Source organism: Sorangium sp. So ce327, from assembly GCF_051530205.1.
Taxonomy (GTDB): Bacteria; Myxococcota_A; Polyangia; order Polyangiales; family Polyangiaceae; genus Sorangium; species Sorangium cellulosum_B.
The window spans coordinates 9642818-9661829 of record NZ_CP150330.1 but is presented as its reverse complement, the minus strand read 5'-3'; the positions used below and the strand labels follow the sequence as shown (position 1 = coordinate 9661829).

Annotated in this window: 16 protein-coding genes; 12 read left to right on the top strand and 4 right to left on the bottom strand. The window is 72.4% G+C overall.

Annotated elements, in window-relative coordinates; genetic code table 11:
* Positions 1 to 143: 143 nt before the first annotated feature.
* The 6 genes from WME95_RS36215 to WME95_RS36190 are packed head-to-tail and all read left to right on the top strand — an operon-like array spanning position 144 to position 5820.
* Complete coding sequence (locus tag WME95_RS36215; RefSeq protein ID WP_437903887.1) at positions 144 to 1559, top strand: radical SAM protein; 1416 nt, start codon at positions 144 to 146, stop codon at positions 1557 to 1559.
* Positions 1556 to 2335, top strand: coding sequence for a WecB/TagA/CpsF family glycosyltransferase (locus WME95_RS36210; protein WP_437903886.1), 780 nt, complete (start codon positions 1556 to 1558; stop codon positions 2333 to 2335). The genes WME95_RS36215 and WME95_RS36210 overlap by 4 nt, the downstream gene beginning before the upstream one ends.
* Positions 2332 to 3498, top strand: a complete 1167-nt coding sequence (locus tag WME95_RS36205) for a DegT/DnrJ/EryC1/StrS family aminotransferase (RefSeq protein ID WP_437903885.1) — start codon at positions 2332 to 2334, stop codon at positions 3496 to 3498. The genes WME95_RS36210 and WME95_RS36205 overlap by 4 nt, the downstream gene beginning before the upstream one ends.
* A 23-nt stretch (positions 3499 to 3521) precedes the next feature.
* Positions 3522 to 4148 (top strand): YdcF family protein, encoded by a 627-nt coding sequence (locus tag WME95_RS36200; RefSeq protein WP_437903884.1) that lies wholly within the window; start codon positions 3522 to 3524, stop codon positions 4146 to 4148.
* A 2-nt stretch (positions 4149 to 4150) separates the two neighbouring features.
* The gene (locus WME95_RS36195; protein ID WP_437903882.1) at positions 4151 to 4561 is read left to right on the top strand and encodes a hypothetical protein; all 411 of its coding nucleotides are present in this window, start codon (positions 4151 to 4153) and stop codon (positions 4559 to 4561) included.
* Positions 4558 to 5820, top strand: coding sequence for an MFS transporter (locus tag WME95_RS36190; RefSeq protein WP_437903881.1), 1263 nt, complete (start codon positions 4558 to 4560; stop codon positions 5818 to 5820). Before WME95_RS36195 ends, WME95_RS36190 begins: the two co-directional genes overlap by 4 nt.
* 193 nt (positions 5821 to 6013) lie before the next feature.
* Here the strand turns inward: WME95_RS36190 and WME95_RS36185 are convergent, their stop codons facing one another.
* Entirely contained in the window at positions 6014 to 6895 is an 882-nt protein-coding gene (locus WME95_RS36185; protein ID WP_437903880.1) for an NAD-dependent epimerase/dehydratase family protein, read from the bottom strand.
* A gap of 92 nt (positions 6896 to 6987) precedes the next feature.
* On the opposite strand from WME95_RS36185, the gene WME95_RS36180 reads away from it, so the two are divergent.
* The gene (locus WME95_RS36180) at positions 6988 to 7923 is read left to right on the top strand and encodes an AraC family transcriptional regulator (RefSeq protein ID WP_437903879.1); all 936 of its coding nucleotides are present in this window, start codon (positions 6988 to 6990) and stop codon (positions 7921 to 7923) included.
* Positions 7924 to 7955: 32 nt separating this feature from the next.
* On the opposite strand, the gene WME95_RS36175 is transcribed toward WME95_RS36180, so the two are convergent.
* Positions 7956 to 9989, bottom strand: coding sequence for a protein kinase domain-containing protein (locus WME95_RS36175; RefSeq protein WP_437903878.1), 2034 nt, complete (start codon positions 9987 to 9989; stop codon positions 7956 to 7958).
* Positions 9990 to 10488: 499 nt separating this feature from the next.
* Here WME95_RS36175 and WME95_RS36170 point away from each other — a divergent pair, with 499 nt between their 5' ends.
* Together WME95_RS36170 and WME95_RS36165 are read left to right on the top strand one after the other, a co-directional pair.
* On the top strand, positions 10489 to 11094 hold the full coding sequence (locus tag WME95_RS36170) for a hypothetical protein (RefSeq protein ID WP_437903877.1): 606 nt from the start codon (positions 10489 to 10491) through the stop codon (positions 11092 to 11094).
* Entirely contained in the window at positions 11091 to 11825 is a 735-nt protein-coding gene (locus tag WME95_RS36165; protein ID WP_437544241.1) for a ferritin-like domain-containing protein, read from the top strand. The genes WME95_RS36170 and WME95_RS36165 overlap by 4 nt, the downstream gene beginning before the upstream one ends.
* 117 nt (positions 11826 to 11942) lie before the next feature.
* On the opposite strand, the gene WME95_RS36160 is transcribed toward WME95_RS36165, so the two are convergent.
* Positions 11943 to 12605, bottom strand: coding sequence for a TetR/AcrR family transcriptional regulator (locus WME95_RS36160; protein ID WP_437903876.1), 663 nt, complete (start codon positions 12603 to 12605; stop codon positions 11943 to 11945).
* Between the two features lie 100 nt (positions 12606 to 12705).
* Between WME95_RS36160 and WME95_RS36155 the strand changes: the two genes are divergently transcribed.
* The 3 genes from WME95_RS36155 (at position 12706) to WME95_RS36145 (ending at position 18035) form a co-directional block, all read left to right on the top strand.
* Positions 12706 to 14058: an alpha/beta hydrolase family protein gene (locus WME95_RS36155; protein WP_437903875.1), complete on the top strand. Its 1353-nt coding sequence runs from the start codon at positions 12706 to 12708 to the stop codon at positions 14056 to 14058.
* Positions 14055 to 15092: a DUF6268 family outer membrane beta-barrel protein gene (locus WME95_RS36150; RefSeq protein WP_437903874.1), complete on the top strand. Its 1038-nt coding sequence runs from the start codon at positions 14055 to 14057 to the stop codon at positions 15090 to 15092. The genes WME95_RS36155 and WME95_RS36150 overlap by 4 nt, the downstream gene beginning before the upstream one ends.
* A 108-nt stretch (positions 15093 to 15200) precedes the next feature.
* Complete coding sequence (locus WME95_RS36145; protein WP_437903873.1) at positions 15201 to 18035, top strand: serine/threonine-protein kinase; 2835 nt, start codon at positions 15201 to 15203, stop codon at positions 18033 to 18035.
* Between the two features lie 115 nt (positions 18036 to 18150).
* On the opposite strand, the gene WME95_RS36140 is transcribed toward WME95_RS36145, so the two are convergent.
* The gene (locus WME95_RS36140; protein WP_437903872.1) at positions 18151 to 18831 is read right to left on the bottom strand and encodes a hypothetical protein; all 681 of its coding nucleotides are present in this window, start codon (positions 18829 to 18831) and stop codon (positions 18151 to 18153) included.
* Positions 18832 to 19012: the final 181 nt, after the last annotated feature.

The window sequence follows — 19012 nt, the reverse complement described above, 5'->3', positions numbered from 1 at the left end:
AGATCCTTCACCGGAGGTCGCCGCGCGCGCATGCCGCTCCCCTATCGCCCCGATCGCGGTGCGGTTCAACTTCCCGTCGGCGATCACGTGGAGCGGCGGGGCGCCGCGCCGCGCGTGAAGGATCCAAGTCAGGAGAGGACCACGTGAAGACCAGCACGGATGGCAACGTTTCGTTGGTGCAGCTCAGGCGAAAGGAGTCGCTGGTCTCGGCGGACATCGAGCCGCCGGAGATCCTGCTCGAGCGGGCCCTCGCCCTGGCGGTGCCGGCCGCGCGCCCGGCCGCCTCGCCGCGGCCCCACGGCCGGACCCGGGAGCTCACGCGCCGGGGCGTGCTGTGGCTCGGGCAGACGTGCAACCTGCGCTGCCACTTCTGCTACTTCCTCGATCGGATCGAGGACAAGGAGCACCCCGAGCACCCGTTCATGTCGCTGGAGAAGGCGCAGGAGATCTGCCGGACCCTCGTCGAGTTCTACGGGAACAACGCGATCGACATCCAGGGCGGCGAGCCGACCATCTGGCGCGACATCCATGCGCTGATCCGGTACTGCGCCGGGATCGGCCTCGCGCCGACGCTCATCACGAACGCGCTGGTGCTCGACAAGCGCGACAAGGCGCAGCAGTTCAAGGACTCCGGCGTCGCCGACTTCCTTGTCAGCGTCCAGGGGCTCGGGAAGGCGCACGACGTGGCCGTGGGCGTGAGCGGCGCGCACGTGCGCCAGATGCGCGCGCTGAACCACCTCATCGCGCTCGACGTGCCGTTCCGCGTGAACTGCGTGATGTCGAAGCTCGCGGTGCCGCAGCTCCCGGCGATCGCGAGGCTCTCGGTGGAGCTGGGGGCGCGCGCCGTCAATTTCCTCGCCTTCAACCCGTTCGCGGATCAGCGCAAGGAGGGCGCCCGCACCGCGGAGAACGTGCCTCGCTATGGCGACCTGCGGGGCCCGCTCGACGAGGCCCTGGACGTGCTCGCGCAGGCCGGCGTGGAGGCGAACGTCCGGTACCTGCCCCACTGCATCGTCCCCGAGCGCCACTGGCCGTCGGTGTACAACTACCAGCAGCTCTCGTACGACCCGCACGAGTGGGATTTCGCGAGCTGGACCTGGACCAACAAGGGCCCGCAGCGGATGCGGGCCGGCGCGGTGTCGCCGCCCGTCCCGCTCGGCGCGCGGCCGCGCCTCGGCCGGCTCCGGCAGCCGCTCCTCCGCCTGGCGGACGCGATCGACCTCCGGGGCCGGATGCTCCGCGCCGACACGGACCCGCGGCTCGGCCCTGTGATGAGGAAGCTGGAAGGGCTGTCCTACCGGCTCCTCCGCCGCCGCGGGGATCGCGACGCGGCCTACCGCCACGACGCGCTGAACCGCGTCGAGCACAACGGCTACCAGAAGGGCGCGGGGTGCCAGCGCTGCGCGCTCCGCGACATCTGCGACGGGTTCCACGGCGACTACGTCGCGATGTTCGGCACCGACGAGGCGCGGCCCGTCCTCGATCGCGCCCCGGTCAGCGATCCCCGCGCGTTCATCAGCGCGCAGGACAAGGTGGAGCCGGCGAGGGGAGAGGCATGATCGTGGCTCCGCCCTCGAGCGCGCCCCGGGTCGACGTCCTCGGCGTCCCCGTCACGCGGCTCTCCTTCGAGCAGCTGCTGCGCCGCCTGGACGAGGCCCTGCAGGCGGAGCGCGAAAGGCCCGACTACTACACCTACGTCAACGCGTACTGCGCCACGCTGGCGGCGCGCGAGTCGCCGTACCGCGCCTCCGTGTCCCGGGCCGACGTCGTGTACGCCGACGGCATCGGGGTGGTCTGGGCGGCGCGCCTGCTGGGCGGGCCGTGCCCGGAGCGCATCAACGTGGGCCCGGTCGAGCTGGGCCGGATCGTGGACCTCTGCGCCGAGCGCGGGGCCTCGGTCTTCCTGCTCGGCGGCGCGCCCGGGATCGCCGACGAGGTCGCGCGCCGCCTGGTCGCGGAGCGCCCGGGGCTCCGGATCGCCGGCGTTCACCACGGGTACTTCGCCCCCGAGGAGGAGGCGGCGGTGGTCCGGCAGATCAACGGGTCGGGCGCCGCGTTGCTCATCGTCGGCCTCGGCCCGCCCAAGCAGGAGCTCTGGGTGAGCCAGCACCTCGCGGCGCTCCAGGTGCGCGCCACCTGGTGTATGGGGGGGCTGCTGGATCAGGTGGCGGGCGCCGTCGCGTACCCGCCCGAGTGGGTGCGCCGGAGCCACGTCCAGTGGCTCTACCGCCTGGCGGTCGAGCCGCGGCGGCTCTGGCGGCGGTACCTGCTCGGCATCCCGGAGTTCATCGGCCGCGTCGTCCACCAGCGCCTTCGTCCGGAGAGACAAGCATGAGCGACCAGCGACCCTTCATCCCCATGGTCTCGCCGCAGGTGGACGAGCCGGACGCGATCGCGGCGCAGATCGCGGACGTCCTGCGCTCGGGGCGGCTCAGCAACGGCGGCCCGCTCACCGAGGGCTTCGAGCGGGCGATCGCGGCGTTCCTCGGCGTCGAGGAGGCCGTGGCCGTCTCGAACGGCGCCGTCGCGATCAGCCTCGCCATCGAGGCCGCGGCGGTGCGGCGGGGCAGGGCGATCCTCCCCGCCTTCACCTTCATCGCGACGCTCAACGCCGCGGTGCACGCGGGCTTCGAGCCGGTCTTCTGCGACATCGACCCGGAGACCTGGACGCTGGATCCGGGGCACCTGCGCCGCCTGCTCGCGGAGCGCGGCGCGACGCTGGTCCTGCCGGTCAACGTGTTCGGCGTCCCGCCCGATCTGGCCGCCATCGCGCGCGAGGCCCGCGGCGCGGGCGCGGCCGTGATCTACGACAACGCGCACGGCATGGGCACCGAGGCGGCGAGCCGCGAGGCCGAGGCGCTCCTCACCGCGACGACCTACTCGCTGCACGCCACCAAGGTCCTCGTGGCCGCGGAGGGCGGCGTGGTCGTCTCCCCGGACCGGGAGGTGAGCGCGGCGATGCGCCGGCTGCGCAACCACGGGCTCGCGCAGCCGCTCTCGGCGTCGGTCCCGGGGATGAACGCCAAGCTCGACGAGCTGCGCGCCGCCCTGGCGCTCTCGTCGCTCCGCCGGCTCCCGGAGGCGCTGGCCCGCAGGCGGACGTACCTCGACCGGCTGCGCGCGGCCCTGTCCCGGCACCCGCAGGTGTACCGCACCCAGCGCATCCCGCCGGGCGTGAACCCCAACGGGCAGAACCTCGGGGTCGGGCTGATCGACGCCCCGATCGACGACGTCATCGCGGCCTTCGCGCGGCGCGGCGTCGAGGCGCGCCGGTACTTCTACCCGCCCCTGCACGCGCTGGACTGCTTGCCCGCGGGCCTCGCCCTCCCGAACACGGACCGGCTCTGCGCGGGCCAGGTCTGCCTGCCCCTGCACGGCCGGATGAGCGAGGAGACGCTCGAGCGCGTCGAGGCCGCCATCCACGGCGTCGCGGAGGAGCTGGAGGCGCGGCGGCTGTCCGCGCGCTCCTCGAGGCCCGCGCTCCTGGGCGCCACGTAGGGGCGGCTCCAGGGATCCGACGCATGCGCATGGAAGGAGCGTGGGACCGCCTGAGCACCGCGGCCGGCGTGATCGGGCTCGTGGCCTTCGCCGTCGCCGCGTTCACCCCGGTCGCGGCGCCGCTCGATCGCTGGATGGCGTCGGCGCCCGACGCAGGGCAGGCCGACGCGGTGGTCGCCCTCGGCGCGGACGTCGATCCGGACGGGCGGCTCCCGGAGGATTCCCTCCGGCGCGCCGTCGAGGCCGTCGCGCTGCACCGTGAGGGGCGAGCGCCGCTCGTGCTGATGCTCGGCAGCCGCAACGGGCCGGCCAGCGAGGCCGAGTCGCGCGCTCGCCTCGCGCAGGGCCTCGGCGTCCCCGCGTCGGCCCTGCTCACGGAGCCGCGCGGGCTGACGACCGCGGTGGAAGCCGAGCGCAGCGCGGAGCTCCTGCTGCCCAGGGGCGCAAGGAGGATCCTGCTCGTCACCGGCGCGCACCGCATCGCCCGCGCGCGCCGGCTCTTCGAGCGCGCGGGCTTCGAGGTCCTCGCCGCGCCCGTCCAGGAGGGGTCGCCGGCGTCGAGCTTGCCGGGGGAGCGCCTCTCGGCGATCGGCCGGCTGCTCCAGGAGCTCGCGGCGCGCGCTCTCTCGCGGCTCCGCGGGGAGGTGTAGCGGTGCCGGACGCGCTCTACATCCTGGGCGTCGTCGCCGCCACGTCCTGCGTCGTCTACGCGGCGGGGCGCCGCCGGGGGATGCGCGCCGGGCTCCTCCCGCCCGCGCTCCGGCGCGCGATCCGCTACGTGGGCGTGTGCCTCCTGTTCTGGGGCGGCAACGTCGCCGTCGGGGCGGCGGTGGCCCTGCTCGTGCGCGGCCTCGGGCTCGGGTTCATCTGGCTCTACGTCAACACCGACGTCTCCGTCCTTGTCCTCTCCGCGCTCCAGGCCCTGGCCTTCGAGTCGTGGCGCATCGAGCACGAGCGGGAGCGCGCGGCCAGCGCCTCGCGCGCCGACGATCCCCCCGGATCCCCTGCCGCGCCGGGGCCGGCACATGAGTCCCCGCATCGGGTAAAAGGAGCGAAGCGATGAGCACTGCAGCCGTTGAGGAGCGTCCGGTCTCGAGCCGGTGGAGCGACAGGGCGCTGCGCCAGACGGCCGGTTACTACGGGCTCTTCATCTGCCTGGGCCTCATCACGGCGATCACCGGGCCGACCCTGCCCGACCTGGCGCGGCAGACGGGCTCCAGCGTCGGGGACATGGGCTCGCTGTTCCTCGGCGGGGGGGTTGGTTACACGCTCGGTACGCTCTGGGGAGGCAAGCTGTTCGATCGCGTGCACGGGCACAACCTGCTCGGAGGAGCGCACCTGATCGCCGCGGCGTGCCTCGCTGTCATCCCGGCCGTGCCGTGGTTATGGCTGCTCGTGATCGTGGCGTTCTGCCGGGGTCTCGCGGAGGGGCTCGTCAACACGGGCGCGAACGCGCTGCTCCTCTGGACGCACGGGGAGAAGGTCAGCCCTTACATGAACGGGCTTCACTTCTGCTTCGGGCTGGGCGCGTTCCTGTCGCCGCTCCTGGTCGCGCGCGTCCCGGGCGCCTGGGGCGGTTATCACGCGGCGTACTGGGCGGTGGCCGCCTTCTCGGCGCTCGTCGCCCTGGGCATGCTCTCGATGCGACACTGTCCCGAGCCCAAGGAAAAGGCCGGGAAGGACGCCGCGGCGAAGGGCGCGGATCGCGCGCTGCCCCTCCTTCCGGTGCTCGTCGCGGTGCTGTACCTGTTCGCCTACGTCGGCGGGGAGATCTCGTTCGGGAGCTGGATTTACACCTATGCCCTCACGCTGGGCGTCGTCTCGGCGACCGGGGCCGCGTACCTCACCTCGGGGTTCTGGCTCTCGTTCACGATCGGGAGGCTTCTCTCGATCCCGGTGGCGATCCGCTTCACGCCGCGCCAGGTCATCCCTGTGGGGCTGGGCGGCTGTCTCGTGCTGTCCGCGATGATGCTGGTCCTGCCGCCCACGAGCGCGCTCCTGTGGGGTGTCGCGCTCGGGCTCGGGCTCTTCATGGCGCCGCTCTGGCCCAGCGGCTTCACGCTCGCGGGGCAGATCGTGCCCATGACGGCGTTCGTGACCGGGCTCGTGCTGGTCGGCGACAGCCTCGGCGGCATGGTCCTCCCGGCCCTCACAGGCAAGCTGATCGAGGGGGTGGGCCTGGAGCGGCTGGCCTACTCGCTGCCGATGCTCGTGTTCGGCAGCCTCGTTGTCTGTGCCCTTTCTTATCTCGTGCTGCTCGCCCTCGACAACAAGCGAGGAGGGGAGGCGGCGAGCGCCGCGCGCGACGGCGCTTTGCCGTGAGGCGGGGATGGATGTGCGGCTGTGGGGCACACCTGACAAAGAGAAATTGAACAGGGAGACGGGGAGGCGGGGAGATTCAAGGGATTTTAACTCCCCGTCTCCCCGCCTCCCTGTGAATTTCTCCGAAAAAATTCGAGAGGATGCTTGAGGGCGCGCCTCTCCTCATGTCGCCGTCACGGCACCTACGGTGGGCTCAGGGTGTCCGATACCCCTGCGCCGGGTCGCGCAGGGCGCCGCAGATGCCTCCGAGCGCGTCGCCGACCTCCGGGGACCAGCCCAGGCCGCGCAGCCTCGTCGCGTCGAGGGCGGCGTCCATGGCCAGGAAGCCGGCGAGGGGGCCGTGCGCTGCGACGGCTTCCGCGAGGCTCCACGAGCCCACGGGGACCCCGGCGGCGTCGCCTATCGCCGCGAAGAGCGCCGCCATGGGCTCGGGTGACGCCTCGGCGGCATGGAACACGCCCCTTGCGTCCGACTCCAGCAGCATCGCGTAGGCCACCGCCAGATCCCGCACGTGGACGGTGGACCAGCGGTTCTCGCCATCGTCGATGGTACGCGCCACCCCGGCGGCGCGCGCGCCGTGCACCAGGCCCGCCACCGGACCTCCGCCGTCGCCATAGACGATCGGCGGCCGCACGACCAGGCCGCGGACGGCCTTCGCGCCGAGCACGCGCGACTCGGCCGCGACGAGCCACTCGAGCGCTCCGCCGGGGTTGACGCTCTCCTCCTCCGGCACCGGCACCCGCGAGGAGCGCGCGCGCGGCGCCCCGGTCGTCGTGATGAAGACGCCGCCGCTCATGGCCGACAGCATCGCCGTGACCGCCGCCTCGTCGGTCGCCGGGCGATCCTCTCCTGTCGTCGCCGCGGTGTGCACAACCCCGTCGCCGGCCGCCGCCGCGCGGGCGAGCACGTCGATCTGCGATAAACTGCCCCAGATCGGCTCCGCGCCGGCGGCCCGCACCTTCGCTGCCGACGCGTCGCTGCGCGCGAGCCCGCGCACCCGGTGGCCGCGCGCCACCAGGGCGCGGGCGACCGCAGATCCGATGAAGCCGCTCGCGCCGGTGATGAAAACGTCCATGGTTGCCTCCTCGTGACTCGGTGGCTGAACCATGGCGACGGACCGGGGGATCCTCCATGTGATAGCGTCCAGCGCTCTTTTGTGATCGTCCAATGCCCGATGTCCTGACAGCGCTTCTCCGCCACGTGCGCATCGAGACCAGCCTCTTCGGCCGCGTCGAGCTCGGCGCGCCGTGGGGGGCCCGTATCGGCCCCCGAGAGGTCGTCCTGCTCCACCACCTCCTCGAAGGCGAGATGTGGCTGGAGCTCGGCGGCCGAGAGATCCGCGCCGGCCAGGGCGATCTGCTGCTGTTGCCCCACGGCGTCCCCCACTGCCTGAGGCACCGGCCGGGGGCGGCCGTCGTCGACGAGGAGCGCTGGCTCTCGCCGCCTCGGCCGGGCGCGCAGACGGTGCGGCGCCGGCTGGGCGGCGAGGGCGCAAGGACGGTGGTGCTCTGCGCTGCCATGCACGTCGCGGGCGCCGGGCGGTCGCTGCTGCTCCGCGCGCTGCCCTCCGTTGTGCTCCTCGACGGCGGGGCCGGTGAGCCGGTGCCCGGTCTCGGCCGGCTCCTGGATGGCATTCGCGACGAGGTGAGCGGCCGGCGGCCGGGCGCGCCGGTCATGGCCGCGCGCTTCGCGGAGCTGCTCCTCCTGCAGGCCATCCGCGCGGAGCTCGAGCGCCCCGCGCCTCCTGGCTCCTTCCGCGCGGCGCTCGCCGACGAGCGCGTCGCCCGCGCCCTCGACGCGCTCTACAAGGCCCCGGCCCGCGCGTGGACCGTGGCCTCGCTCGCGCGGGAGGCCGGCATGAGCCGCTCGGGCTTCGCCCTGGCCTTTCGCGAGCACGTGGGAGAGGGCCCCCTCCGCCACCTGACGCGCTGGCGCATGGAGCTCGCGAAGGAGACGCTGCGAGAGCGTCCCGGGCTCGCCCTCGCCGAGGTGGCGTCGTCCGTGGGCTACCACGACGAGGCGGCCTTCAACGTCGCATTTCGCCGGGAGGTCGGGGTCCCGCCGGGGGCGTACCGATCTGGAGGCGGAGAGCCAAGATACTGAGCTTCAGCGAGCGCTTCCTCTCTCGTTCTTCGCTACGGCGAGGTGGATGGCTTCAGCGCGACTGGCTCAGCATCGCGCAACATGGGGACCGTGATGGATGCATCAAAACCATCGATATGGATATGGACCTGCCTCGTCCAGGGCTGTTTCCCTTCCGCCGTCGCCGTGAGCGTGTACGTCCCTACGGCTATTGGCAGCGACTTGTTCCACGCATCCCGTCCTAGCAGCTCTCCGCCACGTGTGATCTTTAGCCCCGGCAACGCTGCTACCGGATTCGGTATGACGACCCTGAGCGTCGCTTTGGCCTTTGGCTCCGCTACCTCTGCGCTGGCCGCAGCAGAGGACACTGCGTCCTTGTTCTGGGACGCATCCACCTTCGGCGCGTCCGGCTTCGCAGGATAGGTGGTTTCAGGTATGTCGCCCCGCTCAGTAGGTGCGGCACTGGGCACGGGCTTGTCAGAGGAGTGTGCCGCACGTGCCTGCGCCTCCGTTGGAGGCCGCGACGACGGCTTGGTGGTCGCAGATGACGGCGCTGTCGTCGCAGATGACGGCGGTGTCGTCGCAGTTGGCGGTGAGGCAGCGAGCGGCGCGCTCTGGTCCGCCGCGGCGATTGCCGGCGCGCTGAACACTTCAGCGGTGAGCGTCGTCGTAGCCGGCGGGCCGGATGCTCCGGACGAGCTCGTCGGAGCGGGATCGCGGAGCACGGCGATACCAAGCCATATAAGGCCACCGGTCAGCAACGCACCGAGCGCGCGCGGCAGCGCCTTCGATGCCCTGGATCGAGCGGCGTGCGTGGTACCGGGCGGGAGCAAGGCGCTTCTGTCCTGACGACGCTGGCGTGCCGCTTGGTGCAGCGTTGGGAGTGGCACCGTGCTGTTCTGCTCCGGCGTGCTCCGCGCGCCGTTGACCAGCGTTGGGAGCGGCACCGTGCCGTTCTGCTCCTGCGCACTTTGCGCCGCGTTGACCAGCGTGGGGAGCGGCACCGTGCCGTTCTGCTCCTGCGCGCTTTGCGCGGCGTTGACCAACGTTGGAAGCGGCCGCTTGCTGCTCTGCTCCGGCGGACGCTGGACGGCGTCTTCCACAGGGACGGTATCGTCGAGCGCATGCGAGGACGGCGATGAGCGCGGAGCCTCGTACACGCCAGGCGACGATGCCGGCCGCTTCGATGTCCTCACGCCGAGCACCGTCGCCAGCGCGGCGACCGCGGTGCTCGCTCGGTCAAAGCGGTGCTCGGCACGCGGCGCCGTGGCTTTTTGAAACCACGCATCGAATGCAGGCGGCAGCGCAGCGCCGCGCCGGCGCTGGGCGCGGTGGCTGGGCGATTCGACCACACCCCCGAGGACCGTCGACAGAAATGGAAAGATAGCCTCGTGAAGGTTTGCCTCCTCGGCCCAGTACGGCTCTCCGGTGAGGAGCGCGTAGGCGATGTGGCCCAGCGCGTAGAGATCGGCGCGGGGGTCGATCTCGCGGTCACCCCGGATCTGCTCGGGCGACATGTACAGCGGCGTGCCGAGCGCCTGGGTGGTCCGAGCCTTCTGGCTTTGCTCCACCACCTTGGCAATGCCAAAATCAAGGATCTTCACGCACGGTGAATCGTCGTCACGGCGGGTGACGAACATGTTCTCGGGCTTGAGATCGCGATGGATGATGCCCGCGGCGTGCGTCTTGTCGAGCGCGCGCGCCACCTGCTGCAGGTAAATCACGACCTCACCCGGCGGCAGCGCCTTCTGCTTCCGAACAAGCGCTCCGAGCTCCTCGCCTCGAAGCAGGTCCATCACCAGGAAAGGCGTCCCGGTGGCCTCGTCGATCCCCGCATCGGAGATGCGGACGATGTGCTCGCTCTCGATGTCACCCGTGACCTGCGCCTCGAGCTCGAAACGGCTCCGGAGATCAGGATGCTCGACCAGGTCCGGAAGCATGACCTTGAGAGCGCGGCGGCTCCGAGTCTTCTCGTCCGTGACCTCGTAGACTGCGCCCATGTTCCCGGCCTTGATGCGGCGGATGACGCGGTAGCGCCGGTGAAACAAGGCGCCCGGATGGAGGTCGACAAGGCTAGGGGGGTCCACGCGCTTCCTCTACCGGGCGTAGAGCGAACTGTAGGTGTCGCTACGTGTCAACCCCTTCCGAACTGAGCATCGTGCAGGGAGTACCCCGAGGTGTTCGGACCTCTCGTCACCAGGCCAGCCGGCGGCCACGGAGCTCGCCGCCGAGGGACGCGAGCGCGACCCGAGCCCCGAGGTTCTCGCCCTCGCTGCGCGCATCGCACCGTCCCGGGCGGAGACGGAGGCGTGCGCGTGGATCCAGACGCGCTTGCCCGCGTAGCTCGCCGGACGATCCCGCTGCGCCATTGTTCCGAATTTCGGTTCAATGATGTGCGGAAAATGCAGATTCTCTTCGCTGTGCTGCGCGCCTACACTGGCGCATATGGGCCGGCTGCTTGGCCCGCGCCGCGCCCTGCGGTAAACAACCTATTTTACTGGAGGAGAGCTTATGCGTGAGGAGACGAGACGGGCAGCATTGCGTGCAGCAGCGAGGGTCGCGCTGGGAGCGCTGGCCTGTGGCGCTTTGGCGGGCTGCAGCGGACGTTACGTCTCTGGCGGGCAGTCGTCTCCGCTGGATCCCGACGAGGAGATCCCGGCGGAGGAGCCGGACGGCCCGGCTTCGGCCGGAGTCGGCGCGACGAGCGGAGTCGGCGCGACGACCGGCGGCGGTGGGGAACCTTCGACGGGGAGTGGGGTCATTCCGACGCCCGATGAGGGCGGCGCGGGCGGCGCGGGCGGCGCGGGCGGCGCGCCGCCCATGCCGACCGGGCTCGCGTGCGCCGAGCAGGTGAGCCTCGACGACACGGAGGCTCGCCCCCGCGCGGAGCTCGACTGCTGCGTCGACTACGGCGTGCAGCGCCTGCCCGCCCCCGGGACGGGGATCTCCGAGGAGCAGCGGGCGGCCCTCGCCGGAGACGCCTCCTTCGTGAACTGCTGCACGGCGCTGATCGTGGGCGTGGACGCCGACGCGATCTCCTACAGAGAGGCCGAGCCCGTCCGGCACGCCTGCTGTTTCGGCGACGTCGTCGCTCCCGAGGGGGAGCTCTATACGCGGACGTTCTGCACGCCCTGGGGCCCGCCGGTCCCGCCGGCGCTCGACGCCTATGATGCCCGGTCGGAGGTCGCATGAACGCCGCGACGCTCGATCTCCGCGGCGAGGCGCGCGCGCGTGCCTTCGACGTGAGCGGGTATCCCGCGGCGCTGTTCCCGTCGGCGATCGGCACCTGGCACGCGCGGATGGTGAACGAGCACGGGTCGTCGGCCGTGTTCGAGGCGCTCGCAGGCCAGCTCGCCGAGGCGGGCTTCCCGCCGGAGCTCGCCGAGGCGTGCCGGGGCTTCGCCGACGAGGAGCGCCGTCACGGGATCCTCTGCGGCGCCGTGGTGGAGGCCCTCGGCGGGACGGCGACCGCGAGCGTCCCGGAACGCCCGGAGTTCCCCCTGCACCGCGACGCGCCCCCCCGCGCGGCCGCGCTCCGCAACGTGATCCACATCTGCTGCATGAGCGAGACGGTGGCCGTGGCCCTCATCGGCGCGGAGCGGCTGGAGATGCCGCCCGGGCCGCTGCTCGACCTGCTGACGCGCATCTACGCCGACGAGGTCGGGCACGCCCGCTTCGGCTGGCGCCTCCTCGAGCAGGTCGCGCCGGAGCTCTCCTCGGCGGAGCGGCAAGCGGTCGAGCGCTACCTGCCCGTCGCGTTCCGGCACCTCGTGGAGCACGAGCACGCGCACTTGCCGGCCCACGACGCCCCGCCGGACGGGGAGCAGCTCGGGCTGTGCAGCGGCCTGAAAGCCCGGGTGTTGCTCGATGAGACCATCGAGGAGGTCATCCGCCCCGGGCTTCGCCGCTTCTTCGATTGCTGAGCGCAGCCGCAAGCGCATCCGGGGCCAGGCCCATCCCCGGAGAGCGACGTGCGCCTACGCGGGCCGCCAGTCGTCCGCGTGGAGCTGAGGGAGGCGGGTGCCCGCGATCCCCGCGGATCACCCGCGCTTCGGCCGCTTGCCCTGGGGCGCGGGCGCCGCCGGCTCCGGGACCGCGACGGGCGCCAGCGTCTGCCGCGCCAGCTCTCGCGCGTAGGCGAGGCGGTCGGCCGGCGAGCCGAGCGCGCTCAGCCCCTCGTAAAGCCCCGCGAAGAACGTCGGGAAGAAGACCGCCGAGAGCGCCGCCACCACCCGGCGCGCCGCCGCCCGCTCCTCGAGCCCGGGCACCGCCGCCCGGACGAGATCGCGCAGGCGCTCCATCACCGGCGCGAAGAGCTTCGGGAAAGGACCGCTGTAGTCGTCCGCGTGAAACGCGTCGTGCAGGAGCGCCCTGCCCACGTTCGGGTACCGCATCCCGCCCTCGAGGTAGTAGCCGAGCAGCCCGCTCAGCGCCTCCAGGGGATCGCCCGGCATCCGGGTGAGGAAGTCCTCGGTGTCCGACAGCATGTTCCCGATCGACCCCTCGAGCGCCGCCGCGACGAGCGCCTCCTTCGACCGGAAATAGTAGTTCACCGCGGCGATGTTGACGCCGGCCGCCGCCGCGAGCTTCCGCACCGTCAGCTGCCCGATGCCGTGCTTCTCGATCTGATCGATCGCAGCGACCACGAGCCGCTGCCGTGGATCGAGATCGTCCGCAGGGGCGAGGGGGTCACGGTCGTTCATACGATTGTTTGAAACATACCTTGACGATGCGTCCGGCAGGCGTCAATTGTTAAAACATATGTTTGAATCACTTGTTTTGCAAGGCGCTGGAGGTGCACCGATGCTCGATCGGCGGAGGTTTCTCACCCACACGGCGGTCGCGGGGGGCGCGGCGGCGCTCGGGTTCGCGGCGGGCCGCCGCGGGGTCGATCAGGAGGTCGCGTCCGCCCGGTTCCACGGCGACGACACGCTCGGGCGGGGCCAGGCGGCGCCCGTCTGGCACCGGTTCAAGTTCACCGGCCAGCCCGTCATGGATGCGCAGATCGTGTTCTGGCTCGGCCTCGCGTCGATGGGGCTGACCGACGTCGGCGAGGTGCTCGACACCGCGACCCGCATCCTCCCTGGCGACGAGCGCTCGTGGTTCGAGCAGTGGCTGGCCACCGCGAAGCGGGTGCGGGGCTACGGCGAGGAGGCGGAGGCCCGCGGCCACGCGCGCAGCGCCGCGTCGCACTTCCTGCGGGCGGGCGCGTACTACCGGGCCGGGCTGATGCGCTACGCGGATCGCTCCGACCCGCGCCTTGTCGAGGCGACGATCGCGGGGCTCGACCTGCATGACCGGGCGCTCCGCATGCGGGGCTACGACTCCCGGCAGGTCGAACTCCCCTACGAGAACGGCGTGCTCCACGGCCGCGTCCACTACGCGCCCGGGGTGGCGCGCGCGCCCACGATCGTGCTGCAGCAGGGCCTCCACGCGTGGCCCGAGGACACCATGTGGGTCGTCGACGGCGCGCTCGAGCGGGGCTACCACGTCCTCTCGTTCCACGGCCCGGGCCAGGGCGCCTCGCTGCGCCTCCACGGGCACCCCTTCCGGCCCGACTGGGAGGTCCCCGTGGGGCGCGTGCTCGACTTCGCCGAGCGCGACGAGCGGCTCGACGCCGGCAAGTTCGTCCTGATGGGCCTCTCGTTCGGCGGCTACCTCGCGCCGCGGGCGGCCTCGCGCGAGCGCCGCCTGCGCGCCCTCGTCGCCAACCCCGGCGTCGTCAGCTGGCGCGACGCGATGCTGCGCCACTTCGCGTCGATGCCCGGCCTGCTCGAGCTGCACGCGCGCGGCCCCGCGGCCTTCGACCGCGCCATCGACGCCGCCTCGGTTGTGCTGCCCGACGCGCGCTGGTACTTCGATGACGTGACCTGGAAGCACGGCGTCTCGACGCCGCACGAGGTGATCGACGAGCTCCGCAAGTACGACAACGCCGACGGCGTCGCGGGCATCCGCTGCGAGACGCTGATCATGGAGGGCAGCGCCGAGGACGCGTCTCCAGGCGAGTCGGAGCGCCTCTACGGCGCGCTCACGTGCCCGAAGCACATGATGGTGTTCGACGCGGGCACGGCGTCGCAGGTCCACTGCCAGGGCGGCAACCAGCTCCTCGCCCAGGCGCGGCTGTTCGACTGGCTCGACGAGCGGGTGGCGCGATGAGGCCCGCCGATCGCGCCGCCGCGCGCTCCACGGGCGAGCGCCCCGGCGGGGGCCCCTCCCGCCGGAGCGCGCGCCCCCCGCGGCTCCTCGCCCTGGCGCCGCTGCTCGCGGTCCTCGCGCCGGGCGCGGCATGGGCCCAGCTCCCCGATCTCGTGGATCTGAGCGCGCAGTACATGCCGGGCGCGGCGATCGAGGACCCGCGCCCCGTGCGGGCGCAGGTCTCGTCGTACGAGGTCAACGCCAACGTGCCGATCCCCCTCGGGGAGAAGACGTTCCTGATCCCGGGGGCGACGTACCACGTCGAGGCGATCTCGTACGTCGGCGCCCCGCCCGGCTTCGACGAGCTCCGGGCCTTCCACGCCGTCGACGTCCCGGTGCTGTTCGTCCAGCTGCTCCCCGACGACTGGTCGCTCTCGCTGCGCGTCGCGCCGGGGCTCGCGGGCGACTTCGAGGCCCTCGACGCCGGGCTCGTCCGCGTCAGCGCGCTCGGGCTCGTGACCCGCACGCTCTCGGAGAAGCTCGTCCTCGGCGGCGGCGCGCTCGCGTCGTACAGCTTCGGCTCGTTCCTCCCGCTGCCGGCGGCGTACGTCGACTGGACGCCGAGCCCCCTCTTCCGCGTCGAGGCCTTCCTGCCGGGCTTCGCGGCCGTGAAGCTCCTGTTCTCGGATCGCGTCGAGGTCGGCCTGCGCGCGGACCTGGCGGGGAACGCCTACGCCGTGCGCGACCCGCGCGTCACCGGGGCGTGGCCGTGCGCGGCCCAGCCGGCCGACGACCCGGCGACCGAGCAGGACGAGCGGGCGGCGCGGCCCGAGGAGTGCCTCGATCATGTCGCCTACTCGGTCGCGACCGCGGGCGTGACCCTCGGCGTGCGCGCCTTCTCGTCGGTGTGGGTGACCGCCCAGGCGGGACACAGCCTGTTCCGTCGCTACGAGCCGATGAACGACGAGGACGAGGGTGTCCCCGGAGGCGGGCAGAGCATCCCGAACGTGCTCTTCTTCCGCGCCGGCGTGACATGGCGCATCCCGAAGAGCTGAAGCGCGACTCACCGCCTGGCGCGCCGCGCGAGCGTATAGCCGCACACCGACGGGCGGGTCCCCGCCGGACCGTTGAAGACGGCTCGACGCCGGTGCATCCTCCGCCTTATGCGCCCGGGAGAGGTCATCGACAGCCGCTTCCAGCTCGAGCGCGTCGCGGCCTCCGGTGGGATGGGGACGGTCTACCGCGCCGTCGACCGGGCCACGGGGGCGCAGGTCGCGCTCAAGCTCCTCGGCCAGCCCGACCGGAGCGCCGCGCACCGCTTCGAGCACGAGGCGCGGATCCTCGCCGAGCTCGATCACCCGCGGATCGTCCGGCACGTGGCCCACGGCATCACCCCCGACGGGGTGCCCTACCTGGCCATGGAATGGCTCGAAGGGGAGAGCCTGGCGCAGCGCCTCGCCCGGCAGAAGCTCGATCTCGAGGAGAGCCTCGCCCTGCTCCGCGCGGCCGCCGAGGCGCTCGGGGCGGCGCACGCGCGGGGCATCGTCCACCGCGACGTCAAGCCGAGCAACCTGCTGCTCGTCGGCGGCGAGGTCGTCGGCCTCAAGGTGCTCGATTTCGGCATCGCCCGGATGAAGCGCACCATCGGCGCGCTCACGCAGACCGGCTCGGTGATGGGGACCCCGGGCTACATGGCCCCGGAGCAGGCCACCGGCGAGCGCGACCGCCTCGACGCGCGGGCCGACATCTTCTCGCTCGGCGCCGTGCTCTTCGAGTGCCTCACGGGCAGGCCCGCGTTCCAGGGCCAGCACGTGATGGCCCTCCTCGCGAAGCTCCTCATGGAAGACCCGCCGCGCGTGCGGAACCTCCGGCCCGAGGTGCCGCAGGAGCTCGACGAGTTCGTCGCCCGCATGCTCGCGAAGGACCCGGAGCAGCGGCCGCGCGACGGCTCGGCCGTCATCGACGCGCTCGACGCCCTCGAGCGCGATCCGACGAGCGGCCTGGCCGCGCCCCCCGTCCTGTACGAGGCGATCACGGCGTGCGAGCTCCGGCTGCTCTCGCTGGTGGCCGCGCGGGAGCCGCGCTTCTCGCCCTGCGACAGCGCGGCCAGCACGCTCGTCGCCGCGGCGCCGAGCGACCTCACGAGGAAGCTCTACACGAGCGCGCAGCCGTTCGGGGCCCGCGTGGACGCGCTCGCCGACGGGACGATCGTGCTCTCGATCGCCGGCGTGGGCGACGCCGCCCTGCAGGCCGCGCGCGCGGCGCGGTGCGCCCTGAAGCTCGTCGAGGTCGTGCCGGAGGCCTCCGTCGTGCTCACGACCGGCCGCGCCGAGCACACCGGCAGCCTCCCGGTCGGCCCGGTCATGGACCGCGCGGCCGCGCTCCTCGCGCTCGCGGAGCGCGACGCGCGCCCGGAGCGGAGGCCCGCGCCCGTGTGGATCGACGACGTCACGCGGGCGCTGCTCGACGCGCGGTTCGAGATCGAGCCGGCGCGGCCCGGCACGTTCTTCCTGCTGCATGAGCGCGAGGTCGGCCGGTCGGCGCGGACGCTCCTCGGCAAGCCGAGCCCCTACGTCGGCCGCGACAGGGAGCTCCGCAACCTGCGCGAGCTCCTCGAAGACAGCTTCGGCGGGCCCGAGCCCCGCGCCATCCTGATCACCGGGCCGCCCGGGATCGGCAAATCCCGCCTGCGGTACGAGCTCATCGAGATCCTGCGGGAGCGGCACCCCGAGCTCACCGTCGCGGTCGGCCGAGGCGACTCGCTGAGCGCGGGCTCGCCGTTCTCGCTCCTCGGCTCCGCGCTCCGGGGCGCGGCCGGGATCACCGGCGGCGAGCCCGCCCCGGCGCAGCGGGAGCGGCTCCTCTCGCTGGTCGCCCGCGCCAAGGCGCTGACGCCGGGCGAGAGGACGCGGATCGCCGCGTTCCTCGGCGAGATCGTCGGCACGCCGTTCCCGGGCGAGGCGGATCCGAGGTTCCTCGAGGCGCGGCAGAGCCCGGCCCTGATGGCCGACCAGATCCCGCTCGCTTACCTCGACTTCATGGAGGCGGCGTGCGCGGCGGGGCCGTACCTGCTCGTGCTCGAGGACATCCAGTGGGGCGACGCGGCGTCGCTCAAGCTCATCGCGCGGGCCCTCCGGGAGCTCCACGACCGGCCCTTCGCGGTGCTCTACCTGGCGCGGGTCGAGGTGCGGAAGGTCTTCCCCGTCCTCTGGGAGGGCAGCGAGGTCCACGAGATCACGCTCGGCGCGCTGCCGCGCCGCGCGGCCGAGGAGCTCGTGCGGCAGATGCTCGGCGACGGGCTCCCGCCCTCCGAGGTCGCGCGCCTCGTCGAGCGCGCGAGCGGCAACGCCTTCTACCTGGAGGAGCTCATCCGGGCGGTCGCGGAGGGGCGCGCGGACAGGCTGCCGGAGACGATCCTGGGCATGGTCGAGGCGCGGCTCGAGGCCATCCCCGCGGAGGCGCGGCGGCTGCTGCGGGCGGCGAGCGTCTTCGGCGAGGCGTTCTGGAAGACCGGGGCGCTCGCCCTGCTCGGCGACGCCGGCGGGTCGACGCTCGCGGTGGACTGGCTGCCGTGGATGCTCCAGCGCGAGCTGCTCGAGCGCCGCGAGCAGAGCCGCTTCTCGGACGAGGAGGAGTACGCGTTCCGGCACGCGCTCATCCGCGACGGCTGCTACGCGATGCTGCCGGACCACGATCGCGCGCTCGGGCACCGGCTCGCCGCCGAGTGGCTGCTGCAGGCGGGAGAGCACGACGCCAAGGTGCTGGCCGAGCACTTCGAGCGGGGCGGCGAGCCGCGGCTCGCGGTGGAGTTCTACCTGCACGCGGCGGAGCAGGCGCTCGCCGGGAGCGACCCGGCCGCCGCGCGGGCGCTCGCGGACCGGGGGCTCGCCCTGGGCGCGGAGAGGGACGTCGAGGCGGTGCTCCGCGGGATCCGGGAGGGGGCGTCCAGCGCGCTGGGCGAGGCGGACGAGCGCCCCGCGCGCTCGTCGCGGCCGTGAGCGCTCGGGGAGGCCGCTGCCGAGGCCGCGGGAGGAAATGCGCACGTCGTCACGTCGGCGGCTCAGCCAAACGCTCCACGAGATTGCGGGCCAGGACGAGCTGCCCGGCTTCTCTTTACTGGGAGCACACGGTCGCGTTGTTGCCGGTGCTGCCGGCGCTGAGGATGCATCCGGACTCTCGCCTCTGGCCAGTCGCCTGGAAGCCCGGGGCGCAGGTGCCAAACTGGCCGCATTGAACATAGCTGCCGCTCGACGGCAGCGATGTGCAGAGCTTCGCGTTGTTACCGGAGCTGCCGGCGCTGAGGATGCATCCGGACTCGGTCCGGTAGCCGGACGTGTAAAACCCCGCGGCGCATGTGCTCGACGTGCTGCACTGAGTGTAGGTGCCTGTGGACGGCAGCGATCTGCATAGTTTCGCGTTGTTGCCGGAGCTGCCGGCGCTGAGGATGCATCCGGACTCGCGTCGGTAGCCGGACGTGTAAAAGCCCGCGGCGCACGTGCTCAACGTGCTGCACTGAGTGAAGGTGCCTGTCGACGGCAGGGCGTTGCACACGGTCGCGTTGGTTCCGCTTCCACTGCAGCTGGACTGGCGCTGGTAGCCAGTGACGTAGTTCCCTGCTGGGCAGGTGCCGAGACCACACGCCACGAGCTCCTGCTGGCCCTCTGCCACGAGCTCTTCGCTCTCGATCTCGCTGCCCTCGGCGTCGACGTCGACGCCGGCCTCACAGCCTCCGACCGCGAGTGACAGGAGACCAACCGACAGACCGCGAAGCACCTTGCGTTGAAAGATATTCATTTTGCCTCGAAATTCGATTATCAGCTATACGACCCAGGACACGAATGGATGGCGGTGCCGAGGCGAAATCTCCGCTGGCGCGGGCGCGACATCGGGGATTTTACCACGGGTGAGCTGCTGGTAGCCGCGCCGCGGCTGGGCGTCCACCGAGTTCGGCGCATTCGTCACTCCGATCGGGGTG

Excerpts from the sequence above, each read along its gene's own strand:
- WME95_RS36180 (WP_437903879.1), top strand. The coding sequence starts at position 6,988 with ATGCCCGATGTCCTGACAGCGCTTCTCCGCCACGTGCGCATCGAGACC.
- WME95_RS36185 (WP_437903880.1), bottom strand. The coding sequence starts at position 6,895 with ATGGACGTTTTCATCACCGGCGCGAGCGGCTTCATCGGATCTGCGGTC.
- WME95_RS36200 (WP_437903884.1), top strand. The coding sequence starts at position 3,522 with ATGCGCATGGAAGGAGCGTGGGACCGCCTGAGCACCGCGGCCGGCGTG.
- WME95_RS36150 (WP_437903874.1), top strand. The coding sequence starts at position 14,055 with ATGAGGCCCGCCGATCGCGCCGCCGCGCGCTCCACGGGCGAGCGCCCC.
- WME95_RS36210 (WP_437903886.1), top strand. The coding sequence starts at position 1,556 with ATGATCGTGGCTCCGCCCTCGAGCGCGCCCCGGGTCGACGTCCTCGGC.
- WME95_RS36140 (WP_437903872.1), bottom strand. The coding sequence starts at position 18,831 with ATGAATATCTTTCAACGCAAGGTGCTTCGCGGTCTGTCGGTTGGTCTC.
- WME95_RS36165 (WP_437544241.1), top strand. The coding sequence starts at position 11,091 with ATGAACGCCGCGACGCTCGATCTCCGCGGCGAGGCGCGCGCGCGTGCC.
- WME95_RS36160 (WP_437903876.1), bottom strand. The coding sequence starts at position 12,605 with ATGAACGACCGTGACCCCCTCGCCCCTGCGGACGATCTCGATCCACGG.
- WME95_RS36205 (WP_437903885.1), top strand. The coding sequence starts at position 2,332 with ATGAGCGACCAGCGACCCTTCATCCCCATGGTCTCGCCGCAGGTGGAC.
- WME95_RS36155 (WP_437903875.1), top strand. The coding sequence starts at position 12,706 with ATGCTCGATCGGCGGAGGTTTCTCACCCACACGGCGGTCGCGGGGGGC.
- WME95_RS36145 (WP_437903873.1), top strand. The coding sequence starts at position 15,201 with ATGCGCCCGGGAGAGGTCATCGACAGCCGCTTCCAGCTCGAGCGCGTC.
- WME95_RS36190 (WP_437903881.1), top strand. The coding sequence starts at position 4,558 with ATGAGCACTGCAGCCGTTGAGGAGCGTCCGGTCTCGAGCCGGTGGAGC.